The organism is Salegentibacter echinorum (genome assembly GCF_900129445.1).
Lineage (GTDB): Bacteria > Bacteroidota > Bacteroidia > Flavobacteriales > Flavobacteriaceae > Salegentibacter > Salegentibacter echinorum.
In genome coordinates this window covers 559,011-582,493 of sequence record NZ_FQVT01000001.1, presented here as the reverse complement: position 1 = coordinate 582,493, position 23,483 = coordinate 559,011, and the positions used below count along the sequence as shown (strand labels likewise).

Genomic DNA, 23,483 nt, shown 5'->3' with positions numbered 1-23,483 from the left:
AAAAAACTTAATAAGACGCATAGTAGTAATAGTCTAAATTCTTAAAGAAGCGAGAGGTTTCCCTTGTGGTGAGCAACATAAAAACAAAAGCTCCGGCCAGCATTCCAATCACACTATATTCATAGGATACCCAACGGCTTAATAGTATTCCAACTACCATGTTCACTACAAATGCTACTATAATTGCCAGTAATGCCGGGCGGTGATGTCCTAAAGTATATTGATAAAGAACATTAAGCATTCCCAGGGATAAAAATAGATAGCCAATACTACCAAGAATACAAACTTTAATACTCAATGGTGTTAAAGCCTCATCAAAACCAGAGCTGTATCCCCAGGGCTGGGTAATTAACAGGTAAATAAAAATAATAATTGCCACTGTACTAACGGCGAATATCCTTAGATGCCTAAAGTACATTCGTTTCATCCTATCATTAAAATCATTAAATTCAAAATATTTAGTTTGTAATTGGTAAAAATCCATACGTCTTATATAAGAATGAATTGCATATTCCATAACGCCACCTAATAGAAAAAAGATAATGATCGCCAGGTCCATACCAATTTCATAATCTTTTTCATAGTAAATAAGGAAAGGAATATCCCGGTTTAAAGTTGAAGACCAGGCCACAATCCTATCAAGAAAGACGAACATAAAAATAAATGTGCCGTAAAAGAAATAATTGAAATTTCTATAAACAGAAAGCATTTTTTTAGGCTTTTTCTTTACGTTTAAATTTTGTTTTAAATAATATCTAAAGAAAAAGTAGAGATATCCCACTACAATGAGAATGGCTGTTATTATACCTATGGCATGTACCGGGTATGGATGAAGCCCCGTTGTCCAATGTAAGCTAAGTGCAACTATAGTACCTAGCAAAATACTAAGAGAGATCATCCAACGTTGTTTTAACGCATAAAGAGGAGCCAATACCAGAAGTAGTAAACCAATTAAAAATGCATAAGAAAACGTAATCACCACAAATAAAGTAGGATAAAAAGGAATGAAAAAATTGATGATAATTGATAATAGAAAAAATCCAAAGATGAGCAAAGCTCCATTTTTAATAATTCTTAAGGTAGAATCCCGCGCCATGTGGTAATCTTCATTGTACCAGTAAAAAGAAACCTGTTTCCCCATTACCTGAACAAAACCGGCACTAAGCACAAAACCAAAAATAACACCCAGTACCACTGCAGTAGATTGCAGATTATTAAATTCTGAATAAGTCCAGAGTGAAAAGCCAAAGAGAATAATAGAAAAGACCTGAAGCGCAATTGGAAATAAATGGATTATTCCTGAAGCATAATCTGAAATAAAACGTTTCGTATTTTTCACGGTAATATAGCCGCTTAAAGCTAATTTTTTATGCCTTTTAGCTTCCGCAATACGTTGATTATTGTTCTTTAAATTGGCCAGGGTAACCGCATTATAAGCTTTAAATACATATTTGGCCAGGTGCATGATAGAATCGAAGCCATAGTCTTCTTTCACATCTACTTCCCGAATACCAAACGATTCTATAGTAGCGGCGACCACATAAACATTTACCGGTTTTCCATTGCGTTCTTTTACAGCAACCACAAGCTGTGCTATAGCCTTTATCTGGTCTTTAGTCATACGCTAAGTAAGTCTTTGCAGTTTTAGATTTATTCTTCTTAAAATCTCCCGGGCTTATATCTTTATAAACTGTTTCATAATCACCAATAAACTTATCTAAAGTAAAGTTATTTAAAACTTTCTCCCGGGAATTTCTCGCCATTTCCTTTCTTAATTGCTCATCTTTTAATAAGCGAAGCACCTTTTTACCAATTTCTTCAGCATCTTTTGGTTTGCAGGTAAAACCACAATCCTCATCCAGTGCTTCTTTTACCCCGCCCACATCTGTGGAAACCACGGGGATCCCACAGCTCATAGATTCAATTACGGTATAAGGAAAACCTTCAGAAATAGAAGTTAATATAGAAATATCACCTTCTAAGAATATTTCCTGCGGATTGCTCCTTGGGCCCATTAACTTAAAATTATCCTGCAGATTCATTTTCTCTATGAGGTCCTGGCAGGTTTGGGTATATTCTGGATCTGCATCCTTATCTCCATATACTAAATACTGAATATTAGGTAAAGAGCTCTTTACAACTGCACAAGACCTAATCATCGTTAAAATATCTTTTAGCTCAAAGATTCTGGCTAAAGCTACCACGGTAGGTATTCCCTCTAAATGCTTTGGCTTGGAACCCGGTTTAAAAATTTCAGGATCAATCCCGTTGTATATAATCTTAAATTTTTCAGGATCTGCACCATACCACTTTTCCCACTTTTGATTGAACTTATTTACAGAAATAATCACTTCAGATTTATAATATACCAACCTGGCAATCGCTTCAGAAAAACGAATTAATAGATCTTTTAAAAAGAAGGGATATTCTGAATTGTTAATTGCCAGCAGGCGTTCCCTAATAAAAACACCGTGTTCAGTCAACATGATTTTAGTACCATATTTGTAATTGGCAATAAGTGCAGGAATTACCGGAAAACCGCTTAGTGTTAAATGTGCGACATCTACTTTGGGAATATCTACCAGGGAGAGCGGAATTAAAAATCGGTAGATCCATCGCAAACCAATGGTGAGGTCAATTAAAAAAGCATCTGGGTTTCGTTCTCCCACTATTAATTTTGAAATCGTGTCCCGGTAGGTTAACCAAACTTCTTTATTCCTTATAGTTTCTTTGTAATCATAATCGTCAAAATACAGCCAAAGTTTATAAAACAGCTCGTCTAGTTTAACAACATCCTGCTCCTCGCTATAAATAATTTCAAGTAGTTCTTTAAAAAGAGGAATAAAATTTTCTTTAACTACTTTATCTGTAGTCCATTCTTTTTTGGCAACGGTTTTATAATACTCATCACCATAACTCACATAATCCTGCGGTTCATCTGGCGTCCACAATGGCACCTGGATCAACTCGCTAATATTATCACTTAATTTATAGCGGGACTCCGTTTCGAAAGAGGCATTTATGGAATATAATTTAAAATCTACATCTTCTACCTTATTACACAAGGTATGTGCCCAGGTGGACACACCGCCGCCATTAAAAGGATAGGTTCCCTCTAAAATCAATAAAACCGATGTTCGGGACATAAGGTTTTTTTACAAAAATAGTGGTAAATTTAAATAATGGGGCATTTCCCCCAGTAAAATTCTACTTGTTATAGGTTTCATTATAATTTATAGGTTTTTAAATTCGATTTCATCCAATATATTTAATGAAAAAAGATGCATAAGAAACTACCTCAAGAGGCATTATAAAAGAGTAATAATTTGACTTTGTGATAAGACGCGAAGCATTTAAATCTCGATTATGGAGGGAATTATCTAAAATTTTTAAAATATCTAAAATTATAAGCACGTATCTTTGCCTTTAAATATATCTATATGCCCCAAATTAGATTAAGAACAGTACATTTTATCCTTTTTTTATTTTTTTCTCAAATGATTATAGCTCAAACAACTATGGAAAGTTATAGGTTGAGAGATGAGATGAGGGAGTTTGTAATTGCTATAAAAAAACAAGCTGAAAGCAGGCAGGAAAATTTTATTGTAATACCGCAGAATGGGATAGAACTCATACTAAAACAGAAATCTAAGAAATTAAAAAAAGCAAAATCCTATTTGGGAGCCATAGATGGTCTCGCCCAGGAAGATCTTTTTTTTGGTTATGAGGACGATGGTAAACCCACTCCAACAAGGGAAACCAATTATTTTCTTCGGTATTTAAAAATAGCACAAAACCGGAACAAGGCTGTTTTGGGGATTGACTATACCAAATCCTATTCCCAAATAAAACTCTCCAATTCTCTAAATAAAAGCCAGGGGTTTATTTCATTTGCCGCAGAGCGGGAACTCAATAAAATTCCCTTTAGAAGCATTGAAAATGAAAACAATGAGCATATCGCAGCGCTTAACGATGCCAAAAACTTTTTATACCTTTTGAATTACAGCGAATACAGTGATAAGAAAGATCTCTTAGCCGAATTAAACGCAACCAACTACGATGTTCTTATTCTCGATTTGTTTTTTGGAGATAGAGCTTTTTCTAGGGAAGATATAAATGCACTCAAACAAAAAGCTAATGGCGGTAAACGTTTGTTAATCGCCTATATGTCTATTGGTGAAGCTGAAGATTACAGGTTTTACTGGCAGAAAGAATGGGAAGAAAACAGACCGGTTTGGCTGGAAGAAGAAAACCCTAACTGGGAAGGAAATTATAAAGTAAGATACTGGAATAAAACCTGGCAAGACATTATTTTAGGAACAGAACCTTCTTATTTAAATCGTATAATAGATGCCGGTTTTGACGGCGTTTACTTAGATATTATCGATGCTTTTCAATATTTTGAAAATAAGGAATAATAACTATTATGAAAGCCTGTGCTAGTGTGTCTGGAAGATTAGCATAATTGAGCTAAATAAGTATCTTTGGGAAAATCGCTTTTTGCAATGACCAATTCCATAAACCTCATTTTAATTTTTGCAGGCGCACTGTGCTTAGGTCTTCTCTTTGGGTGGCTTATTACCAAAGTAAAAAACCAAGGGAAACAGGAAATCCTGGCAGAAAAGAACAGTCAATTAATATTTCAGGTAGAGGATCACAAAAAACTGATAGAGAAAAATTTAACAGAATATAAAAAAAGTATCTCTGAGATCGAAAAAAATCATCAACTGCAAATTGAAAAGTTAGAAAAGGAGCGTGAAACAATTCGCAGGGAAAAAGATTTTTTAAGCACAGAACTCACACGGCAAAATGCCGAATATAAAAACCTGGAACTTAAATACCGGGAAGAAAAATTAGCGGTAGAAAAGCTTCAGCAGAAATTTGAAAAGGAATTTGAAAACCTGGCCAATAAAATTTTAGAACAAAAATCGGAAAAGTTTACGCTTCAGAATAAGGAAAACATACAGCATATTTTAAATCCTTTACAAGAGAAAATTCAGCATTTCGAGAAGCGTATTGAAGAAGGAAATAAAGAAAGTATAGACCGGCATGCAATGTTGCGGCAGCAAATTATAGGTTTAAAGGAGCTCAATGAACAAATGAGCCGCGAGGCGACTAATCTTACCAATGCCCTAAAAGGCGATACTAAAACCCAGGGAAATTGGGGTGAAATGATCCTGGAACGGGTTTTAGAACGCAGCGGCTTGCAAAAAGGAAGTGAATATGAAGTGCAACAAAGTTTTACCAATGCCCAGGGAAAACGTGTACTTCCAGATGTGGTGATTAATTTACCGGGAGACAAAAAAATGATCGTAGATTCTAAGGTTTCTCTTAATGCTTACGAACGTTACAGCAACGATACTGAGAATTCTGAAAAAAATCAACATTTAAAATCCCATATTACGGCTATTAAGAATCGGGTTAGTGAGTTGAGTAAAAAGAATTATCACCAACTTTATGAAATGGAAAGCCCAGATTTTGTCCTGCTCTTTATCCCTATAGAAGCGGCCTTTGCAGTAGCAGCAAATGAATACCCGGGATTGTATGCAGAGGCTTTCGATAAAAATATAATTATTGTCACGCCCACTACCCTGCTCGCTGTTTTAAAAACCATAGATAGTATGTGGCAAAATGAAAAGCAAAAACAAAATGCTATTGCTATTGCCACCCAGGCCGGTGCTTTGTATGATTCATTTACCAATTTAACCGAAGAACTCACTAAAATTGGAAGACAACTGGGCACTGTACAAAATTCCTATGATCTCGCTATGAAAAAGCTCACCGGGAAACGTAATTTATTAAAGCGTGTGGAGAAATTAAAAGTTTTGGGCGCCAAAGCAAGTAAACAAATTGACCCAAAACTGCTTAAAGCAGAAGATTTAGAAATAGAAGATGAGACAGTTTATCCCGGCACCGGGGAAACATAAAAACAATAAAGCAAGTAAACAAGCATCTAGAATTATGAAAAAAATACTTTTTAGCATACTGGGAGTCATTATATTGCTTTTCCTTGCGTGGTTTGCATTTATATATTTTGTTCCCTACAGCAAAGGAACACGTAGCGGGGAACTAATTAAATTTAGTTATAAAGGCGCCGTGTTTAAAACCTGGGAAGGAGAGATAAGTCAGGGAATTAGTGGCGCTCAAATTTTTAAGTTTTCGGTCTTAGATAATAAAGAACAGGTGATAAAAGATTTGCAGGATAATGATGGAAATTATGTAAAACTCACCTATATTGAACGATATGGCACCTTTAGCTTTTGGGGTGACAGTAAATATTTTATTACCGGTGTAGAAGAAGCAGAATCCCCACATTTTAGAGATAGATAATTATGACTAAGTTTAAAAAAGTTACAGCATCACAGGTAGATATTTCAGAATTAATGCTGCCGTCGTATTCCAATTTTAATGGGAAAATTCATGGAGGTTACGTTCTTTCCCTAATGGACCGCATCGCATTTGCTTGCGCCTCCAAACACTCTGGCGCTTATTGTGTGACTGCGAGTGTAGATACCGTAGATTTTCTAAGCCCTATAGAGATTGGCGAGTTGGTCACGATGAAGGCATCGGTAAACTATGTGGGTAATAGCTCCATGGTAATAGGCATTCGCGTAGAGGCCGAAAATATTAGGACCGGTGAAAAGAAACATTGTAATTCTTCCTATTTTACCATGGTTGCCAAAGATGAAAGCGGAAAAAGCGTTAAAGTTCCCGGCTTAATTTTAACCAATGATAATGACATTAGACGTTTTGCCAAAAGTACCAAACGTATTAAAATGAAGCAAAATCGCAAAAAAGAATTTATGGAAACCGATTTTTCTTCGGAAGAATATATAGATTTTTTAGATAAATACAACGTGAAAATTGAACGCTAGTTATTTTGAAATTTAACGGATTTATAGCTGCCATTCTTATGGCGATTATCCTTGCGTGGTTTCTTCCGCAAGGCACAGAAATACTTCCTTTAAAAAGCATTACCGATGTTGGGATTGGGCTCATTTTCTTTTTCTACGGTCTCAAATTATCCCCGGCCGAATTTAAACTAGGCTTATTAAATTATAAAGTTCACCTCATTGTACAGCTCACCACTTTTGTGATTTTCCCAATTTTAGGACTACTATTTATTCCTTTTTTTGAAGCGGGGAAAAGTTCAGATATCTGGGTTGCACTTTTCTTTTTCACCACCCTACCCTCTACCGTTTCTTCGTCTATTGTTATGGTTTCATTGGCGAAAGGCAATTTGCCCACCGCTATTTTTAATGCCAGTCTCTCGGGATTAATTGGGATATTTGCCACACCAATATGGCTAAGCTTTTTTTTAAGTAAAAGCGCTAATTTTGAATTTCTGGATGTCTTGATTAAGCTGGGATGGCAAATTGTTTTACCACTAACTTTGGGACTTATTTTTCAGAAATTCCTGGGAGATTTTGCGCGGAGACATTCCAGAAAGTTAGGCTATTTAGATAAGGGGACTATCATTTTGATCGTTTATTCCAGTTTTAGTACTTCTTTTACATCTGGCATTTTCACAACTGTAGATTTAGGTGACTTGATGAAAATGTTTTTATGCGTATTCCTGTTATTCTTTATTGTTTATTTTGGTTTAGGTTTTACCTGTAACCTATTGGGATTAAAAACGGAAGATAAAATCACAGTCCAATTCTGCGGAACCAAAAAATCCCTGGTACACGGTTCGGTGATGGTTAAAGTGATTTTTGGAAATTCTGCTAATACAGGATTATTGCTTTTACCAATAATGCTTTTCCATTCCCTGCAATTATTACTTATCGCTTATTTTGCTGAAAAATATCGGAAACGAAATATTGCTACTGAAGTTTAAGTCTTTACGTCTTTTGCGACTGGCTTAGCGGTCCTTGCGTGTAGTCTTTTTTAAAAATCTGGTTATCGGCTATTTATAGATGAATTTCGCGTTCAAACTAATTAGTTTCAGTAGAAACTATTCCGAAGAAATTTTAAAGATAAGCTGCAATCCTGGAAATTTCCACGGTAAAAAGAATCCATCCTAAAATAAGTAAAAGTCCGCCAAGAGGCGTAATTGGACCTAAAACTTTAATCTTTTTTCCGGCTGAAGCACTTAAACATAATCCGTAAATACTAAAAGAGAAAAGAAAAATACCTATTATGAAAAAGTAAGCAATGAGTTGTTGGGTAATCCCAATAAACGGAAACACGATACCCGAAATCACCAGTATAATAGCGTGATACATTTGGTATTTAACCCCCGTTTCAAAACTTTTAAGCTGTTCTTCAGTAAAACGCTTTTTTAAAGCATGCGCTCCAAAAGCGCCAAAAACAACAGCGAGTGTTCCGTAAACTCCACCTATTACTAATACCAGTTCTTTCATTCTTATTCTAAAATTATATAATCACAAAGATATAAATACGGTTATCATAAAAGAGCTAGAATTCGTTGAAACAAATGTTCAAAAACCTTCGCAAAACAATTCTATTAATGTAATTGAAGCATAAAATTAATTTAACCACGAATTCCTAATATTTTTTTATTAGGAATCGTGGCTTAAATTTTCACTTCCAGTATTTAATCAAAAAATGAATCAGCTTCACTCTTTTTTGGACGCTCTTTTACTGGCTCAAATACATTTTTCTCCTGCTATATAGTTCATAGAAAGCATCATCTCTTAAACTATCTATAAAGAGAATACTTTCTCCGGTACTTTTCATCTCTGGCCCCAATTGCTTATTGACATTATGGAATTTATTAAATGAAAACACGGGTTGTTTTATCGCATAACCATTAATTTGTGGCTTAAAGTCAAAATCTTTGATTTTCTTAGCCCCAAGCATCACTTTGGTCGCATAGTTCACATAAGGCTCCTTATAAGCTTTTGCGATAAAAGGAACAGTTCTGGAAGCACGCGGATTGGCCTCAATAATAAAAACTTTATCGTCCTTTATGGCAAATTGAATATTAATTAAACCTACCGTATTTAGAGCCAATGCAATCTTTTTGGTATGATCCTTAATTTGCTCCATCACCAAATTACCAAGTGTGAATTGAGGAAGCAATGCATTAGAATCCCCAGAGTGCACTCCGCAAGGCTCAATATGCTCCATAATTCCTATAATATACACATCTTCCCCGTCGCAAATCGCATCAGCTTCTGCTTCTATGGCACCATCGAGATAATGGTCTAATAACAATTTATTATTTGGAATTTTTCTAAGCAGGTCCACTACGGTCTCTTCCAGCTCATCTTTATTGATTACAATCTTCATTCCCTGGCCGCCAAGTACGTAAGAAGGCCTTACCAATATTGGAAAATCTAATTTATCGGCGAGTTTTAAGGCTTCATCTGCAGTTTCAGCAGTTCCAAATTCTGGGTAAGGAATATTATTTTCCTGCAGTAAAGTAGAGAAACTACCGCGATCTTCAGCGAGATCTAAAGCTTCAAAGCTGGTCCCAACTATTTTTACCCCGTAGCGTTCTAGTTTTTCAGCCAGTTTAAGTGCCGTTTGGCCGCCCAGCTGTACAATCACCCCTTCGGGTTTTTCGTGTTCAATGATATCGTAAATATGCTCCCAGAATACCGGTTCAAAATAAAGTTTATCGGCAATATCGAAATCGGTAGAAACAGTCTCCGGGTTACAATTAATCATTATGGTTTCATAACCACATTCTGAAGCCGCAAGCACACCGTGCACACAACTGTAATCAAATTCTATTCCCTGGCCAATTCTATTGGGTCCAGAGCCCAGCACCACAATCTTCTTTCTATCGCTTACCTTACTTTCGTTGGCCACATAACGCTTTCCTTCCGGAGTTTCTATTTCGGCTTCAAAAGTTGAGTAGTAGTAAGGGGTTTCTGCTTTAAATTCCGCAGCACAGGTATCTACCAACTTGTACACCCGGTTAATATTAAGCTCTTCCCGTTTCTTATGCACTTCACTTTCTAAACATTCCAGCATATGGGCTATTTGCCTGTCGGCAAAACCTTTTTGTTTGGCTTCCAATAAAAGATCTTTAGGCAGGGAATCTTTATCATATTTTGAAATTTCTACTTCCAGCGCATATAATTCTTCATACTGGCGCAGGAACCACATATCAATCTTCGTAATCTCGTGGATTCGGCTTAATGGAATCCCGGCCTGGATCGCATCATAAATTACAAAAACCCTATCCCAACTGGCATAAGTGAGTTTTTCAATAATTTCATCATACTTGGTAGAACCCTTACCATCGGCTCCTAAACCATTTCTTTCAATTTCCAGGGATTGGGTTGCTTTGTGCAAAGCTTCCTGAAAGGAACGTCCTATTCCCATCACTTCACCTACCGACTTCATTTGCAGCCCCAAAGTACGGTCTGAACCTTCAAATTTATCGAAATTCCAACGTGGGATTTTTACAATCACATAATCTAAAGTAGGCTCAAATAATGCTGAAGTGGATTTGGTAATCTGGTTTTCTAACTCATCTAAATTATAACCAATTGCTAATTTTGTAGCAATTTTAGCAATAGGATAACCGGTGGCTTTAGAGGCCAGCGCAGAAGACCTGGAAACCCTGGGATTGATCTCTACCGCGATAATATCTTCTTTTTCATCTGGGCTCACCGCAAACTGCACGTTACAACCTCCTGCAAAATCACCAATGCTTCGCATCATTTTAATGGCCATATCACGCATACGTTGAAAGGTAGTATCGCTTAAGGTCATTGCAGGCGCTACGGTTATGGAATCCCCGGTATGAATACCCATAGGATCCATATTTTCTATGGAACATATAATTACAACATTATCATTTTTATCCCTCAACAATTCCAATTCATACTCCTTCCAGCCTAAAAGTGCTTTATCTATAAGTACTTCGTGAATAGGAGAAGCCTCCAGGCCACGTGTAAGCATTTCTTCAAATTCTTCGGCATTGTGAACAAAAGAAGCCCCGCTACCGCCAAGGGTAAAAGATGCCCTAATCACTAAAGGAAAACCAAACTCCTGGGCAACCTCTTTTCCCTGTAAGAAAGAAGTTACCGTTTTTGCAGGAGCAACCGGGATGCCTATTCTTCCCATAAGTTGTTTAAATTGCTCTCTATCTTCAGTAATATTAATAGCGTCTATATCTACCCCTATTAATTTGACATCAAAATCTCCCCAAATTCCTTTTTCGTCGGCTTCTATACACAGGTTTAGCGCGGTTTGCCCTCCCATAGTTGGTAAAACTGCGTCTATTTGTGGATGTTCTTTTAAAATTTCCACAATAGATTTTGTGGTAAGCGGTTTTAAGTAAACATGATCGGCCATGGAAGGATCTGTCATAATTGTGGCCGGGTTGGAATTAATAAGAATGGTCTCAATACCATCTTCTCTAAGCGAGCGCAAAGATTGGGTTCCTGAATAGTCAAACTCACAGGCCTGGCCAATTACAATTGGACCAGAGCCTATTATTAAAATACTTTTAAGCTGGTTGTTTTTAGGCATATTAATGATTATTATGAGATATTATTTGCGATAAAATTATGAAGCGTTTAGATATAAAAAAAGGCGTTACTAAAAAAAGTAACACCTTTATATATTTAAAAAACTAATTATCATTAGTGCTTATGTCTGGTTTCAGAAGATACAGATAATTTCTTTCTTCCTTTTGCCCTTCTTCTGGCAAGGACCTTCCTTCCATTAGTGCTGGCCATTCTTTCTCTAAAGCCGTGCTTATTCTTTCTTTTCTTTCTGGATGGTTGAAACGTTCTTTTCATTTTAAATATCTTTAAATCTTCTGATAAATCGTTTTTATAGTTTGTGTAAAACTGCGCGCAAATATACAAAGCTTTTTAAGTATAACAAGAGGTAAATAAAATTTTTTTTTAATTGTTTTTCTTACCTTTGCGGCTTCAAAATTGAAAGCATTTATGTTTAATAAGAATCTCAAATTAATTTTAGCTGCAGCGGTAATTGGTTTAGCCATATGGCAGTTTGTAGAAGGTAATATTGGTAACGGTATTATGTATATCCTCTTATCACTCATCTTTATTTTCCTTTACTTTAAAAACGAGATGATTTTATTGGCTTTTTTAAGGCTTAGAAAACAGGATTTTGACGGTGCTAAAAAATGGCTCGATAAAATTAAAAATCCCGAAGCTGCTTTAACTAAAAAGCAACAAGGCTACTATTGGTACCTACACGGACTTATGCTTTCCCAGACCAATATTACCAAAGCCGAAAAGTTCTTTAAACGTGCTATAAAATTAGGCCTATCTATGGATCAGGACCTGGCGATGGCTAAATTAAACCTTGCCGGTATTGCTATGACCAAGCGAAGAAAGAGGGAAGCCACTAATTTATTGGCAGAAGCTAAAAAATTAGATAAACATGGAATGCTTAAAGATCAAATAAAAATGATGAAGCAACAGATGAAGAAAATCTAAGTTTATCAGTTTTTATTTACTACTTCCACTATTTTAGCAGGAATATTGGTGCTTTAACGATAATATTTTAGTTGAGAGCTCTTCTATGCTATCTTTGTATAAATGCTACAGAAAAGTGTATGAAGAGAACTTTACTCCTTTTCTTTTTATGTATTGCAGCTATCAAACTGCAAGCCCAAATGGAGGAAAATACTAAAATTTACTTTTCCACCGCACTTGCCATGCATTTACCCGAATATGATGAAAAAGCAAAATTGGCTTATTGGGATAAGGACTACCGGCAAGCCACAAGTCTTTTTGAGAACTTTGTTGATCAATATCTAAAAGGAACTTATATAGATAACTTTAAATTTCTTAACCTTAAGAACAGAGAAGTTTCTCTTTACAGCTTTAAAAAACCCGTTTATTTATTGACTTATGCTTCCTGGTGTGTCCCGGGAAAAGGGGAAATTCCGGCACTTAATGAATTGGCCTATAAATATAAGGACAGCATCGATTTTGTAGTGGTCTTTTGGGATACACGAGATACTGCAAAACAGCTTTCAGAACAATTTCAAAAGTCCATTCAAGTGTTGTATGTGGATGAAACGCAAAATAAACATGATTTTGTCTTGCGAAAGCTAAAACATTCCTTAGGCCTTCCCACTTGTTATTTAATTGCCGGCAATCGCCAAATTATAGATGTTAGAAGAAGCGTTTTTCATCCTTACCATATTAGTGAAGAGAAATCTTTCAAAATGAATTATGAGGCTATAGAAGCCGCAATTTCTGAAATTATTTCTGAAAGAAAATCTTCCGAAATAAAATTTGACAACCTCGAAGATGCTTCGGCACCAGATTAAAGCAAAGGTGCCCAAAGCCTGGCAAGAGCCTCTCTCACCTTTTCTGCCGCCGGTCTTTGCAGCCATTCTTCCAACGTTAATTCGCGGCAATGCTTTAAGTCATCTTTGTAGATCTTAGTCATTTCTAAAGCTATCTCGCTATCGTAGATAATGGCATTAATTTCAAAATTAATATCGAAGCTACGGTTATCCAGGTTGCAGGAACCTATACTACTCAACATCCCATCTACCACCATCGTTTTTGCATGCACCATGCCCTTTTGATATTGATACACCTGCACGCCAGATTCTAAAAGTTGTTCAATGTAAGAATTTGTCGCATACCTAGCGATTTTAGAATCTCCAATCTCTGGAATAATCATCTTTACCTCTATCCCTATTCTGCTGGCTGTACAAAGTGCGGTTAAAATTTGGTTATTCGGGATAAAATAAGGCGTGGTGATATAAATAGATTTTTCAGCCGTATTTATGGCTGTAAAAATAGCTTCCATAATATTCTGCCAATCGGTATCGGGACCGCTGGCGGCAATTTGTACCCCAATTTTTTTAGTCGGTGCTATTTTTGGGAAAAATGTGTCTTCAATTTTTAATTCTTTTCCACTAATAAAATTAAAATTTAGAATAAATTGAACCTGCAATGATTTTACGGCATGACCTTCTAACCTTAGATGAGTGTCACGCCAAAACATCTTATCTTTTGGGTTTTCCTCAAAATTCACATATTCATCACAAATATTTATACCGCCCACATAACCAATATTACCATCTATAATCACCATTTTGCGATGGTTCCTATAGTTTAATTTTCTCGTTAAATTAGGGAACCAAACCGGCATAAAAGGATAAATTTCAATCCCGTGCGCCTTCATCTTTTTTATAGCTGCCGATGATAGATTACTTACCACATAATCATAACTCACCCTTACTTTCACACCTTCATCGGCCTTTTCGCATAAATGAACAATTAACCTATTGCCCAATAGACCACTATTAAAAATATAGTATTCCAGATGAATGTGATCTTTTGCATTCTTTAAATCCTCAAACAAGGAAGCAAACTTCTTTTCCCCATTGAGCAGGATTTTCACCTTGTTTTTAAAAGTAACCGGTTTAGATTGATTGTTTTGAAGTAAATGAACCAGCTTTATCTTCTTTTCAACACATTCATTCTTATAGTTAAGCAGGTCTTTTTCAGCTAAAATTAATTTTTTATCCCAGTGTTTTATAATTTCCTGGTCGTAGAGTTTTTTGCGATTAAAAAGTTTACTTTTTCGAAATTCCTGGGCAAAGAAATAATAAACGGCCAGTCCTATTCCCGGCAACACAAAAAGCGCAAAAATTAAGGATATACTTTTTACCGGTTCCCTAAAATGCATAAGCTCATACCCCGCGGTTATAAAAACCAACAGGTAATTTAGCGCCAATAGAAACCACCAAAAGTTATCCAGCAAATAATTCATTTTATTTCACTGCCGTATAAGTATTTTTCTCCGGAATTTTAATTTCATACTCCCTTCTGGAAGCATTATTTAAATGGGCTTCCCGTAACCAGGGATTATGAATTTTTAATATTTTATAATTGATATCAAAGCTTTTGGCAAAATCAGCAAAGTCTGAAACTACCGTATCTACTTTTACTGTTCTGGTTTGAATAGGTTGATACAATTGATCTTCTTCAAAGTTGAAACCATATTTTTTGGGATGACTCAAGATCTCTTTTAGTGCCAGGATCCTAAACATATAACGCCCTGTTTCCTGGCCTAAAAGTAACTCGTAATAATCATCTACTTTTTGCCGATCTAATTGCCGCTGAATTCCTCTGTTACCGGCATTGTATGCTGCGGCTGCCAAAGTCCAGCTCCCAAACTTTTGCTTCGCTTTCTTTAAATAATTGGCGGCCACCCGCGTTGATTTCTCAATATGGTAGCGCTCATCCACATTTCCGTTTATTTCCAAACCGTAGTCCCGGCCTGTTCCCTTCATAATTTGCCAAATCCCACGAGCTCCGGCAGGAGAAACTGCCTGGGTCAAGCCGCTTTCAATCACAGCCAAATACTTAAAATCATCTGGCACCCCTTCCTCCTTTAAAATAGGTTCAATAATCGAAAAATATTTATTGGCCCTTTTAATTAACAAAAGCGCATTAGATTGCCAGTAAGTGTTCACCAATAGCTCCCTGTCCATTCTTTCATAAATATCGGGATCGTCCATTGGCGCCGGTTCTCCAGCAAAATTTATATTTTCTGGCATTGGCAGGGCATAGATATTATAATCTTTTACCGGTCTGTTTTTGTTTTGAGATTGCTCGTTATTCACGTTTGGCGCCTCATTGGGATGATAGTTTTGCGTAGCGTTTATACTCACAAAAACTACGGCAAATACACCTATTATAATTAAAGCAGATTTTATAATTTTCATTTTTACAATTTTTTAATTTTCGTTTTTCATTTTTCCCGAAAGTATTAATTCGGGTAGATATTTATTAAACCAACGGAAACGATTTAAAATCATAATATGGGTTCCGTCTTTTACGGTAATGCAGTTTGAAATATTTTTAATGGGAAATATCTCGTCCTTATCACCGTGTATATGGATTAATTCTTTATTCACTTCATCACACTCCCAAAGCACCATATTTTTAATAGCCCAATTTAGATAACGTTGATTTCGTACCGAAAGGTATTGTTTGTATAATTTTGCCCTTTTCTTTATGAAATCTCCTACGGCAATTTTTTCAAAATGATCTACATAATCCAATAAACTTGTCGGGATTATTTTATAAAGCCCGGTGTTGGCAGCAAAACGCATACGCGAAGGTAACTCTGCCCTACATTTTACACTGGAGATAATTATTAAACGCTTCAATTTAAGGCTTTTTGCCATCTCCTGAACAATAATCCCACCAAAGGAAACCCCAACTAACACTGCGTTTTCATGTTTTATGTAGCGGTTCATCCGGTCGGTATAACTTTTAAGACTTTCCTCCTTTTTTGGAATCAACCACTTTAGAAAGTGCATTTTGAATGTATCTTTAGGTAAATCTATAAATTCAAAAATAGAAGAATTTGCAGCCATTCCCGGCATAAAATATACGTGAATCAAGTCTTTTTCCTTCTCCATATCATCAGATGAGTAAAAACTCCTATAAGTCTAAAATTATTTCAAGTTTATTTTAATAAATCCGTTAACTGAAACTAATATTTACTTTCATTAAAATCTATATCCTGCCTTTTTAATTAAGTCTCACAAATCAAATAACTACACCCCCGGCAAGCCGTTTGATATAAGCAAACCATTTCAATTTCCTGGCCAACCTCTGGCTCCTATAATAACCGGGATAGAACTCGATTACTAAGTAAATTTAATATTCAAAATTACTGCTATTTATTTGGCTTTCACAATGCAAAGTTTAAAAATAACAAGACACTTCTTAAAAGCTTACCTTTTATTAAGCTTATCAATTTTTCAGTCTTAACGGCATTATTTATCTACCTTTGTATTTTATTATTCAATAATAATTTTTATGCTGAATTTGAAAATTTTTCAAAATTTAAACTAGAGAAATGATGAATGCGGAAGAATTGACTATTACAAACAACGAATTTTCCAGACAGTTTGAAACTACTATAGAAAACCAATTAGTTACTATAGAATACGCCCAGCAGGAACGAAAGATATTCCTCACCAAAGTACTCATGCCTGAAGCTCTAAAAGAAAAAGGCTATTTAGATCTTTTTATAGAAGCGGTTTTAGAATCTATAAAAGAAGGTAATTCCCGCGTGATGCCCACCAGCCCGGAGGTTGCCAAATTCATTAGAAAAAATAGAAGAAAGTACAAGGATTTATTACCGGTAGGAATAAATATTTAAAACTAAATTGTTTACAATCACTACTTTCATTTAAAGAAACAAGATCGCTGTAAGAACAAAGATGAGTTTCGCTGTTATCTTTGTTTTCACCAAACAACAATGATGTTTAACATAAGTACTTACGCTTAATCTAACGAACGTTTTGTGTTATACCGCGATTTCGCTTTCCACAAATTCAAAACGAACCAGGCCGTCTTCGGCAATTTCACTGAGTTGTATTTGATGGATAGTATTTACTAAAGCAGGATCCCAGGGCGTCTTCACCTTTACATAGTTTTCTGTAAAACCGTGAATATACCCCTCTTTGTTTTCACCTTCAAACAGCACGCTACAAACATTTCCTAACTGACTTTCGTAAAAAGCACGACGTTTTTTAGCTGAAAGTCCGCGTAACATCTTACTGCGTTTTTTACGTACTTTGACAGGAACAACTCCATGCATTTCGGCTGCCGGGGTATTATCCCTTTCAGAATACGTAAATACGTGCAGGTAAGAAATATCCATTTCGTTTAGATAGTTGTAAGTTTCCAGGAAGCGCTCTTCGGTTTCCCCGGGAAAACCAACGATTACATCTACCCCAATACAGGCGTTTGGCATAACCTCTTTTATTGTAGTCACCCTATCGGTATAAAGCTCGCGCATATAACGCCGCTTCATTAATTTTAATAAATCGTTACTTCCACTTTGCAACGGAATGTGAAAATGAGGCACAAAAGTATTGCTTTGGGCCACAAAATTTATCGTTTCATTTTTCAATAAATTGGGTTCTATGGAAGAAATCCTTAACCGCTCAATACCTTCTACTTCATCTAAAGCCTTTACCAGGTCTAAAAAAGTATGCTCATGTTTTTTATTACCAAATTCACCTTTCCCATAATCGCCAATGTTTACCCCGGTGAGTACGATTTCCTTAATTCCTTTTGCTGAAATTTCTGCAGCATTGGTCAAGACATTTTCCAGCTTGTCGCTTCTTGAAATTCCGCGAGCCAAAGGAATGGTGCAGTAAGTACATTTATAATCACAGCCATCCTGAACTTTTAAGAAAGCCCTTGTTCGATCGCCAATAGAATAAGCCCCTACATAGAAATCGGCTTCATCTATTTCACAAGAGTGCACTTCGCCCATCTCATTCTTGGTAAGATCGTTAAGGTAATGGGTGATTTTAAACTTTTCGGTAGCGCCAAGCACCAGGTCAACACCGTTAACATCGGCTAATTCTTCTGGTTTTAATTGTGCATAGCAGCCTACTGCAATCACGAAAGCATCTTCGTTAACTTTTTGCGTCTGTTTTACGATTGTTTTAAAACGCTTATCGGCATTCTCGGTAACAGAGCAGGTATTAATCACATAAATATCTGCTTTTTCTGAAAAATCTACGCGCTGAAAACCTTCATCTTTAAAAGATCGCGCAATGGTGGAAGTTTCAGAAAAATTGAGCTTACAACCCAATGTATAAAATGCTACCTTCTTATTCTCCATAATCCTTCTATTCTACTTGACAATTCTTTGGGCTGCAAAGGTAAAATATTAATTTGAAAATAAGTTGATGATAGGGTGATTCGTTGATTTGCTGATTTGCTGATTTGATGATGTGATGATGTGATGATGTGATGATGTGATGATGTGATGGCTAGGTAATTTGAAAATTTGATGATTTGGAGATTTGAAAATTTGAAAATGAGGCTGACCGAGTGATGTTGATTCGTTAATTCGATGATGCGGTGATGTGGTGATGTGGTGATGTGTGATGTGTGATGTGTGATGTGTGATGACTAGGTAATTTTGAAAATTTGATGATTTGAAGATTTGAAAATAGATTAATGAATCAGTCAGTCCTAGCGTTAGTAATCTCCTGAACTTCCCTAAATGTACATCCATCTTTATTAACCCATTCAGTAAAACCGTTAGAATTTCTACCTAAAATCATATTGGAAGCCGCACTTGGACTGTTAAAAACAGTATCTTCAATAAAAACTAAATGGCCCGTATCTTCCTCTATCATAATTTCAGTTTCTAATAGCTTTCTGCGCATATTCCTGTAAGTTTCCGTACAGGATTTAGAAAGGTTCTTTTTAGCTTCACTACCTTTTAACACAATATATCCTTGATCTGTCTCTTTCATAAAAGCATTAAAAGAATTAGTTTTTATGGAATATTCTTCGTGTGTGAACTTATCTTTATCATCATTCTTTATAGCTTTATGATCAACAGTAGATTGAACCAGAAATTTAAAGCCCATCACTGGTAGAATTAATTTTATTCGTTCTAGAAAATATTCCATATCTGAAATATCCGCTTCGTGAAGAGTTGGTATATTTGGAGAGTTTGCATTGTCAATTTGTGCTGTTTTAGCTTCAAATGCCAATTGAACTAATCGTGATTCCAAATAACGAATTTGTGTTTTAGTCAGAAGTTCATCTTTACTGACGAAGAATATGACTTCTTTAAAATCTTTTTTAGGATCGCTTAAATGAGTCTTTAACCTTGCTTTAATATTTTCGGCTTCTCCAATATAAATCTTTTCGTCAAAAGCCTTATCTGTTGGATCGTCCTTCAAACAATAAATTCCCGGGTTATCAAATTCGCTGCGATTCATAATTTTATTTACGGTAGCTCTTGGACTATATATAGCTTTTCCAACCCAATTTCCAATTTCACTCAATCGTGGACCGTAAGCAGTCCCATCAATCATATATACAGTTAATTTTTTACCCATTTTTATTTTAATATTTAAAACCAACTTAACAAATAAAAACCACCAACTCACGAAAAATAAACAAATCCGTGAATTGGCGGTCTCATTATCAAATCATCTCATTTTCAAATCTTCAAATTAACCTGTCAAATCTTCAAATTAACCTGTCAAATCTCCAAATTTTCAAATTATCAAATCTTCAATCAATCTATCCTCTTCTATATTTACTGGTTTCTTCAAACACGTGTTCCAGAATCTTTTTTTCTTCCGCAGAAAAAGGGAATCCACGGCGTTTCATAACGATTTCTGCAACTTCAAAGGCTTTTTCTGTTTTATAGGTGCTCATTCCGGCACTACCACCCCAACTAAAACTAGGAATAAAATTTCTTGGAAATCCTGCGCCAAAAATATTAGCACTTACTCCTACCAAAGTTCCCGTATTAAACATGGTATTAATACTACATTTGCTGTGATCACCCATCAAAAGTCCGCAAAACTGAAGTCCCGTTTTAGCAAAACTTTCGGTTTCGTAATCCCAAACCCTAATTTCGGCATAATTATTTTTAAGGTTAGAGCTATTGGTATCGGCGCCAAGATTGCACCATTCCCCCAAAACTGAATTTCCTAAATAACCGTCATGACCTTTATTAGAATTGGCAAAAAATACAACATTCTTAATTTCACCACCGGCCCTCGAGCCGGGACCTATTGTAGTTGGACCATAAATTTTAGCTCCCATTTTAATTAACGCACCTTCACAAGCCGCAAAGGACCCTTTTATAAGGCTACCTTCCAGAAGTTTTGCATTTTTTCCGATGTAAATAGGCCCATCGGAAGCGTTTAGAGAACAGTTTTCTACTTCGGCACCGGGTTCTATAAAAATATTTTCGGGATTTTTCACGTAGTTAGACTCGTGAATGGGCTGGGATTCCTTATCTCGCGTAAGCATTTCAAAATCTGCTTTAAGAGCATAATCGTTTTTCGAGAATATGTCCCAGGCATCTACAAGCTGCACTACCTTTCCCGCCAATTCCAAATGCTCATAATCATCTAAGACTACTTCCTGGTCTTTATATGTATGAAAAGCCACGATATCTTCTTTATGAAATATCGCCTGATTAGGTTTAAGCATTTCTACTTGTTCAAAAAACTCTGCATTTGGAAGAAAGGAAGCGTTTATCATCACATTTTCTTCCAATTCTACAAGGGGCCATTTTTCAGATAGATAATCTTCGGTAACTGTAGAAGTTGTGGTTTTTAAAAGATACTCCCACTTTTCCCGAATTTTCAAAATTCCTATTCTAATATCGGCTACTGGCCGTGTATAGGTAAATGGCAATAGACGCTCCCTGGTGGAACCGTCAAATAATATATAATTCATCCGCACAAAAATTTAGACTTCAAAAATACGAATAAACTGTTTTGAGGCAAGTTTGCGGTAAATAAATTGAATAATTTTAAATATTTTATGGAAAATTTGGAATAATTTACTTGAAGCAGCTGGTCACAAATTTTTTGAATCTATTTGCTAGCGTAAAAAAAGCTTGCCACGAATTCCTGGATATTTAGTATTGGCATTTATTCCCATTTTGCCACCAAGTCACGAAACCACCAAAGAAAAAAAGGTAGGTGTGTTTTTTCAGTAGATAATATTTTACAAATACCAAACTAAAAAGCTAAATTTAGACAAATAAAAAAGTCGGCTGTAAAAGCCGACTTTCCCATATATATTCAACAAAAAACTTATTTCTTAAATTTCTTGTATTTGTTTTTAAACTTATCAATACGCCCGGCGCTATCTACCAATTTGGTTTGACCGGTGTAATATGGATGCGAAGTTCTTGAAATCTCCAATTTAACCAATGGATATTCTGTACCTTCAACTTCTATAGTTTCTTTAGTATTAGCGGTAGATTTAGTGATGAATACATCTTCATTAGACATATCTTTAAATGCTACCAATCTATAATTCTCTGGATGGATTCCCTGCTTCATCGCTTTAGTTCTTTTAATTTTCGAAGTGCAAATTTACGTATTTCAATTATATAAACAAGTACTTCCTTAAAAATTTTTAAAACACTCCCGCAATGTAACGTTTTATTATATTTGCTTACTAACCGGGTATAACTAATCAATCCTTAAATTATGGAAAAATCATTGAAATCTATTGCCACTCCATACGGTGTTTATGCCGGTATAGCTTTAAGTTTAATTACCGTTTTAGCCTATGTTTTTAATCTAGAACTTTTCACAAAATGGTGGCTTGGAGTAGCTAATCTTCTACTTTTATTGGTCATCGCAATTTTAGCAGTTAGAGCTTGTAAAAAGTTTAAAACTAAAAATTATTTTTCTTTTAAAGAGGCTTTTACAGCTTATTTTATAACTGCTGCTCTAGGTTTATTAATTGCCACGGTAGTCAGTATAATTATTTTTAATGCAATAGATCCTGAAGCTTCTAAAATTATTAATGATTTAACTGCCGATACCACAAGAAATATGATGGAGAGGTTTAACGTGCCAGAAGCAGATATTGAAAATGCTGTAGCTGAAATAAAAAATTCGAATCAATTTTCTTTATTAAATCAATTAAAAAGCTATATTTTTCAACTTGCATTTTTCTCTGCTATCGGCTTACTCGTAGCATTAGTATTTAGAGAAAAAAATCCTAACGCTTAATCCATGCAAATTTCTGTTGTTATCCCTCTTCTAAACGAAGAACAATCCCTGGCTGAATTATACGATTGGATCGCAAAAGTTATGCGGTCCAATTCCTTTTCGCATGAGATTATTTTTATTGATGACGGCAGCACAGACAACTCCTGGAAAACTATTGAAGCCCTGGCAGAAAATGACGCGGCTGTTAAAGGGATAAAATTCAATAGAAATTATGGAAAATCCCAGGCTTTGCACGCTGGCTTCCTTAAAGCACAAGGTGATGTGGTAATTACCATGGATGCCGATCTTCAGGATAACCCCGAAGAAATCCCAGAACTTTATGAAATGATCACCGCACAAGGCTACGATCTTGTTTCTGGCTGGAAGAAAAAACGCTACGATTCAGTAATAGCCAAAAACATCCCTTCAAAAATATTTAATGCTGCCGCCAGGAAAACTTCTGGAGTGAAGTTGCACGATTTTAATTGTGGCCTTAAGGCTTACCGAAAAGAAGTGATTAAAAATATAGATGTATATGGCGAAATGCACCGCTATATTCCTGTGCTTTCCAAAAACGCCGGGTTCAATAAGATTACCGAAAAAGAAGTGCAGCACCAGGCGCGTAAATATGGCAGTACCAAATTTGGGGCCGAGCGTTTTATAAATGGCTTTCTGGATCTTATTAGTATTTGGTTTCTATCTAAATTTGGCAGGCGGCCCATGCACCTCTTTGGTGCGCTGGGTGTATTAATGTTTGTCTTTGGGTTTCTTTCTGCCGGCTGGATTGGCATTTCAAAACTTTACAAGCTTTATCACGGCCTGCCCAATGTTCTCGTTACTTCAAACCCCTGGTTTTATATCGCCCTGGCTGTAATGATTATAGGTTCTCAATTATTTCTGGCAGGTTTCCTGGGAGAACTCATATTGCGTTCTAAAAGAGAAAAGGGACGCTACCTTATCAACAAAACCACCTCAAATTTATAATCCTTAAAGCATTAATTCCTATTTTTGTTTTAAATATTTT

22 protein-coding genes are annotated in these 23,483 nt (G+C 35.8%); 10 read left to right on the top strand and 12 right to left on the bottom strand.

What is annotated here, in order from left to right; all coding sequences use genetic code 11:
- Positions 1-7: 7 nt before the first annotated feature.
- Complete coding sequence (gene pelG / locus BUA71_RS02620; protein ID WP_072876409.1) at positions 8-1,621, bottom strand: exopolysaccharide Pel transporter PelG; 1,614 nt, start codon at positions 1,619-1,621, stop codon at positions 8-10.
- Positions 1,614-3,146 carry a GT4 family glycosyltransferase PelF gene (gene pelF, locus BUA71_RS02615; RefSeq protein WP_072876407.1) on the bottom strand — a complete coding sequence of 511 codons (1,533 nt, stop codon included), beginning with the start codon at positions 3,144-3,146 and terminating at the stop codon, positions 1,614-1,616. Before pelF ends, pelG begins: the two co-directional genes overlap by 8 nt.
- A 294-nt stretch (positions 3,147-3,440) precedes the next feature.
- On the opposite strand from pelF, the gene BUA71_RS02610 reads away from it, so the two are divergent.
- The 5 genes from BUA71_RS02610 to BUA71_RS02590 all read left to right on the top strand — a co-directional run bounded on the left by BUA71_RS02610 (position 3,441) and on the right by BUA71_RS02590 (position 7,840).
- Positions 3,441-4,418 (top strand): endo alpha-1,4 polygalactosaminidase, encoded by a 978-nt coding sequence (locus tag BUA71_RS02610; RefSeq protein ID WP_175545927.1) that lies wholly within the window; start codon positions 3,441-3,443, stop codon positions 4,416-4,418.
- A gap of 66 nt (positions 4,419-4,484) precedes the next feature.
- Positions 4,485-5,927 (top strand): DNA recombination protein RmuC, encoded by a 1,443-nt coding sequence (rmuC, locus tag BUA71_RS02605; RefSeq protein ID WP_317040887.1) that lies wholly within the window; start codon positions 4,485-4,487, stop codon positions 5,925-5,927.
- A gap of 34 nt (positions 5,928-5,961) precedes the next feature.
- Positions 5,962-6,330: a 6-phosphogluconate dehydrogenase gene (locus BUA71_RS02600; protein WP_072876860.1), complete on the top strand. Its 369-nt coding sequence runs from the start codon at positions 5,962-5,964 to the stop codon at positions 6,328-6,330.
- A 2-nt stretch (positions 6,331-6,332) separates the two neighbouring features.
- A complete protein-coding gene (locus BUA71_RS02595) occupies positions 6,333-6,875 on the top strand; it encodes an acyl-CoA thioesterase (protein ID WP_072876403.1) in 543 nt (180 codons plus the stop codon).
- A gap of 5 nt (positions 6,876-6,880) precedes the next feature.
- The gene (locus BUA71_RS02590; protein WP_072876401.1) at positions 6,881-7,840 is read left to right on the top strand and encodes a bile acid:sodium symporter family protein; all 960 of its coding nucleotides are present in this window, start codon (positions 6,881-6,883) and stop codon (positions 7,838-7,840) included.
- Positions 7,841-7,973: 133 nt separating this feature from the next.
- Here BUA71_RS02590 and BUA71_RS02585 read toward each other — a convergent pair whose 3' ends face one another.
- The 3 genes from BUA71_RS02585 to rpmH all read right to left on the bottom strand — a co-directional run bounded on the left by BUA71_RS02585 (position 7,974) and on the right by rpmH (position 11,729).
- On the bottom strand, positions 7,974-8,366 hold the full coding sequence (locus BUA71_RS02585) for a DUF423 domain-containing protein (protein ID WP_072876399.1): 393 nt from the start codon (positions 8,364-8,366) through the stop codon (positions 7,974-7,976).
- A gap of 238 nt (positions 8,367-8,604) precedes the next feature.
- A complete protein-coding gene (gene carB / locus BUA71_RS02580) occupies positions 8,605-11,457 on the bottom strand; it encodes a carbamoyl-phosphate synthase large subunit (protein ID WP_072876397.1) in 2,853 nt (950 codons plus the stop codon).
- Between the two features lie 113 nt (positions 11,458-11,570).
- Positions 11,571-11,729: a 50S ribosomal protein L34 gene (rpmH, locus tag BUA71_RS02575; protein WP_072876858.1), complete on the bottom strand. Its 159-nt coding sequence runs from the start codon at positions 11,727-11,729 to the stop codon at positions 11,571-11,573.
- Between the two features lie 153 nt (positions 11,730-11,882).
- On the opposite strand from rpmH, the gene BUA71_RS02570 reads away from it, so the two are divergent.
- Entirely contained in the window at positions 11,883-12,398 is a 516-nt protein-coding gene (locus BUA71_RS02570; RefSeq protein WP_072876396.1) for a hypothetical protein, read from the top strand.
- Positions 12,399-12,517: 119 nt separating this feature from the next.
- The gene (locus tag BUA71_RS02565; RefSeq protein WP_072876395.1) at positions 12,518-13,240 is read left to right on the top strand and encodes a TlpA family protein disulfide reductase; all 723 of its coding nucleotides are present in this window, start codon (positions 12,518-12,520) and stop codon (positions 13,238-13,240) included.
- Here BUA71_RS02565 and cls read toward each other — a convergent pair.
- The 3 genes from cls to BUA71_RS02550 are packed head-to-tail and all read right to left on the bottom strand — an operon-like array spanning position 13,237 to position 16,360.
- Positions 13,237-14,700 carry a cardiolipin synthase gene (cls, locus tag BUA71_RS02560; protein ID WP_072876393.1) on the bottom strand — a complete coding sequence of 488 codons (1,464 nt, stop codon included), beginning with the start codon at positions 14,698-14,700 and terminating at the stop codon, positions 13,237-13,239. The genes BUA71_RS02565 and cls overlap by 4 nt on opposite strands.
- A gap of 1 nt (position 14,701) precedes the next feature.
- Entirely contained in the window at positions 14,702-15,658 is a 957-nt protein-coding gene (locus BUA71_RS02555; protein ID WP_072876391.1) for a lytic transglycosylase domain-containing protein, read from the bottom strand.
- A 12-nt stretch (positions 15,659-15,670) separates the two neighbouring features.
- Positions 15,671-16,360 carry an alpha/beta hydrolase gene (locus BUA71_RS02550; protein WP_072876389.1) on the bottom strand — a complete coding sequence of 230 codons (690 nt, stop codon included), beginning with the start codon at positions 16,358-16,360 and terminating at the stop codon, positions 15,671-15,673.
- Positions 16,361-16,806: 446 nt separating this feature from the next.
- Between BUA71_RS02550 and BUA71_RS02545 the strand changes: the two genes are divergently transcribed.
- Complete coding sequence (locus tag BUA71_RS02545) at positions 16,807-17,109, top strand: N-acetyltransferase (protein WP_072876387.1); 303 nt, start codon at positions 16,807-16,809, stop codon at positions 17,107-17,109.
- A 147-nt stretch (positions 17,110-17,256) separates the two neighbouring features.
- Here BUA71_RS02545 and mtaB read toward each other — a convergent pair whose 3' ends face one another.
- The 4 genes from mtaB to BUA71_RS02525 all read right to left on the bottom strand — a co-directional run bounded on the left by mtaB (position 17,257) and on the right by BUA71_RS02525 (position 21,799).
- Entirely contained in the window at positions 17,257-18,588 is a 1,332-nt protein-coding gene (mtaB, locus tag BUA71_RS02540; RefSeq protein ID WP_072876385.1) for a tRNA (N(6)-L-threonylcarbamoyladenosine(37)-C(2))-methylthiotransferase MtaB, read from the bottom strand.
- A 346-nt stretch (positions 18,589-18,934) separates the two neighbouring features.
- Positions 18,935-19,825: a GIY-YIG nuclease family protein gene (locus tag BUA71_RS02535; protein ID WP_072876383.1), complete on the bottom strand. Its 891-nt coding sequence runs from the start codon at positions 19,823-19,825 to the stop codon at positions 18,935-18,937.
- Positions 19,826-20,012: 187 nt separating this feature from the next.
- Entirely contained in the window at positions 20,013-21,185 is a 1,173-nt protein-coding gene (locus BUA71_RS02530) for a GlmU family protein (RefSeq protein ID WP_072876381.1), read from the bottom strand.
- Between the two features lie 362 nt (positions 21,186-21,547).
- Positions 21,548-21,799, bottom strand: coding sequence for a type B 50S ribosomal protein L31 (locus BUA71_RS02525; protein WP_072876379.1), 252 nt, complete (start codon positions 21,797-21,799; stop codon positions 21,548-21,550).
- Positions 21,800-21,949: 150 nt separating this feature from the next.
- Between BUA71_RS02525 and BUA71_RS02520 the strand changes: the two genes are divergently transcribed.
- Together BUA71_RS02520 and BUA71_RS02515 are read left to right on the top strand one after the other, a co-directional pair.
- Positions 21,950-22,480: a DUF4199 domain-containing protein gene (locus tag BUA71_RS02520; protein ID WP_072876377.1), complete on the top strand. Its 531-nt coding sequence runs from the start codon at positions 21,950-21,952 to the stop codon at positions 22,478-22,480.
- Between the two features lie 3 nt (positions 22,481-22,483).
- Positions 22,484-23,443 (top strand): glycosyltransferase family 2 protein, encoded by a 960-nt coding sequence (locus BUA71_RS02515; RefSeq protein ID WP_072876375.1) that lies wholly within the window; start codon positions 22,484-22,486, stop codon positions 23,441-23,443.
- The last annotated feature ends 40 nt before the right edge of the window (positions 23,444-23,483 follow it).

What these genes read in the sequence shown, in the direction of transcription:
- pelG (WP_072876409.1), bottom strand. Translation starts at nt 1,621, where the DNA reads ATGACTAAAGACCAGATAAAGGCTATAGCACAGCTTGTGGTTGCTGTA.
- pelF (WP_072876407.1), bottom strand. Translation starts at nt 3,146, where the DNA reads ATGTCCCGAACATCGGTTTTATTGATTTTAGAGGGAACCTATCCTTTT.
- BUA71_RS02610 (WP_175545927.1), top strand. Translation starts at nt 3,441, where the DNA reads ATGCCCCAAATTAGATTAAGAACAGTACATTTTATCCTTTTTTTATTT.
- BUA71_RS02600 (WP_072876860.1), top strand. Translation starts at nt 5,962, where the DNA reads ATGAAAAAAATACTTTTTAGCATACTGGGAGTCATTATATTGCTTTTC.
- BUA71_RS02595 (WP_072876403.1), top strand. Translation starts at nt 6,333, where the DNA reads ATGACTAAGTTTAAAAAAGTTACAGCATCACAGGTAGATATTTCAGAA.
- BUA71_RS02585 (WP_072876399.1), bottom strand. Translation starts at nt 8,366, where the DNA reads ATGAAAGAACTGGTATTAGTAATAGGTGGAGTTTACGGAACACTCGCT.
- carB (WP_072876397.1), bottom strand. Translation starts at nt 11,457, where the DNA reads ATGCCTAAAAACAACCAGCTTAAAAGTATTTTAATAATAGGCTCTGGT.
- rpmH (WP_072876858.1), bottom strand. Translation starts at nt 11,729, where the DNA reads ATGAAAAGAACGTTTCAACCATCCAGAAAGAAAAGAAAGAATAAGCAC.
- BUA71_RS02570 (WP_072876396.1), top strand. Translation starts at nt 11,883, where the DNA reads ATGTTTAATAAGAATCTCAAATTAATTTTAGCTGCAGCGGTAATTGGT.
- BUA71_RS02565 (WP_072876395.1), top strand. Translation starts at nt 12,518, where the DNA reads ATGAAGAGAACTTTACTCCTTTTCTTTTTATGTATTGCAGCTATCAAA.
- cls (WP_072876393.1), bottom strand. Translation starts at nt 14,700, where the DNA reads ATGAATTATTTGCTGGATAACTTTTGGTGGTTTCTATTGGCGCTAAAT.
- BUA71_RS02555 (WP_072876391.1), bottom strand. Translation starts at nt 15,658, where the DNA reads ATGAAAATTATAAAATCTGCTTTAATTATAATAGGTGTATTTGCCGTA.
- BUA71_RS02550 (WP_072876389.1), bottom strand. Translation starts at nt 16,360, where the DNA reads ATGGAGAAGGAAAAAGACTTGATTCACGTATATTTTATGCCGGGAATG.
- BUA71_RS02545 (WP_072876387.1), top strand. Translation starts at nt 16,807, where the DNA reads ATGAATGCGGAAGAATTGACTATTACAAACAACGAATTTTCCAGACAG.
- mtaB (WP_072876385.1), bottom strand. Translation starts at nt 18,588, where the DNA reads ATGGAGAATAAGAAGGTAGCATTTTATACATTGGGTTGTAAGCTCAAT.
- BUA71_RS02535 (WP_072876383.1), bottom strand. Translation starts at nt 19,825, where the DNA reads ATGGGTAAAAAATTAACTGTATATATGATTGATGGGACTGCTTACGGT.
- BUA71_RS02530 (WP_072876381.1), bottom strand. Translation starts at nt 21,185, where the DNA reads ATGAATTATATATTATTTGACGGTTCCACCAGGGAGCGTCTATTGCCA.
- BUA71_RS02525 (WP_072876379.1), bottom strand. Translation starts at nt 21,799, where the DNA reads ATGAAGCAGGGAATCCATCCAGAGAATTATAGATTGGTAGCATTTAAA.
- BUA71_RS02520 (WP_072876377.1), top strand. Translation starts at nt 21,950, where the DNA reads ATGGAAAAATCATTGAAATCTATTGCCACTCCATACGGTGTTTATGCC.
- BUA71_RS02515 (WP_072876375.1), top strand. Translation starts at nt 22,484, where the DNA reads ATGCAAATTTCTGTTGTTATCCCTCTTCTAAACGAAGAACAATCCCTG.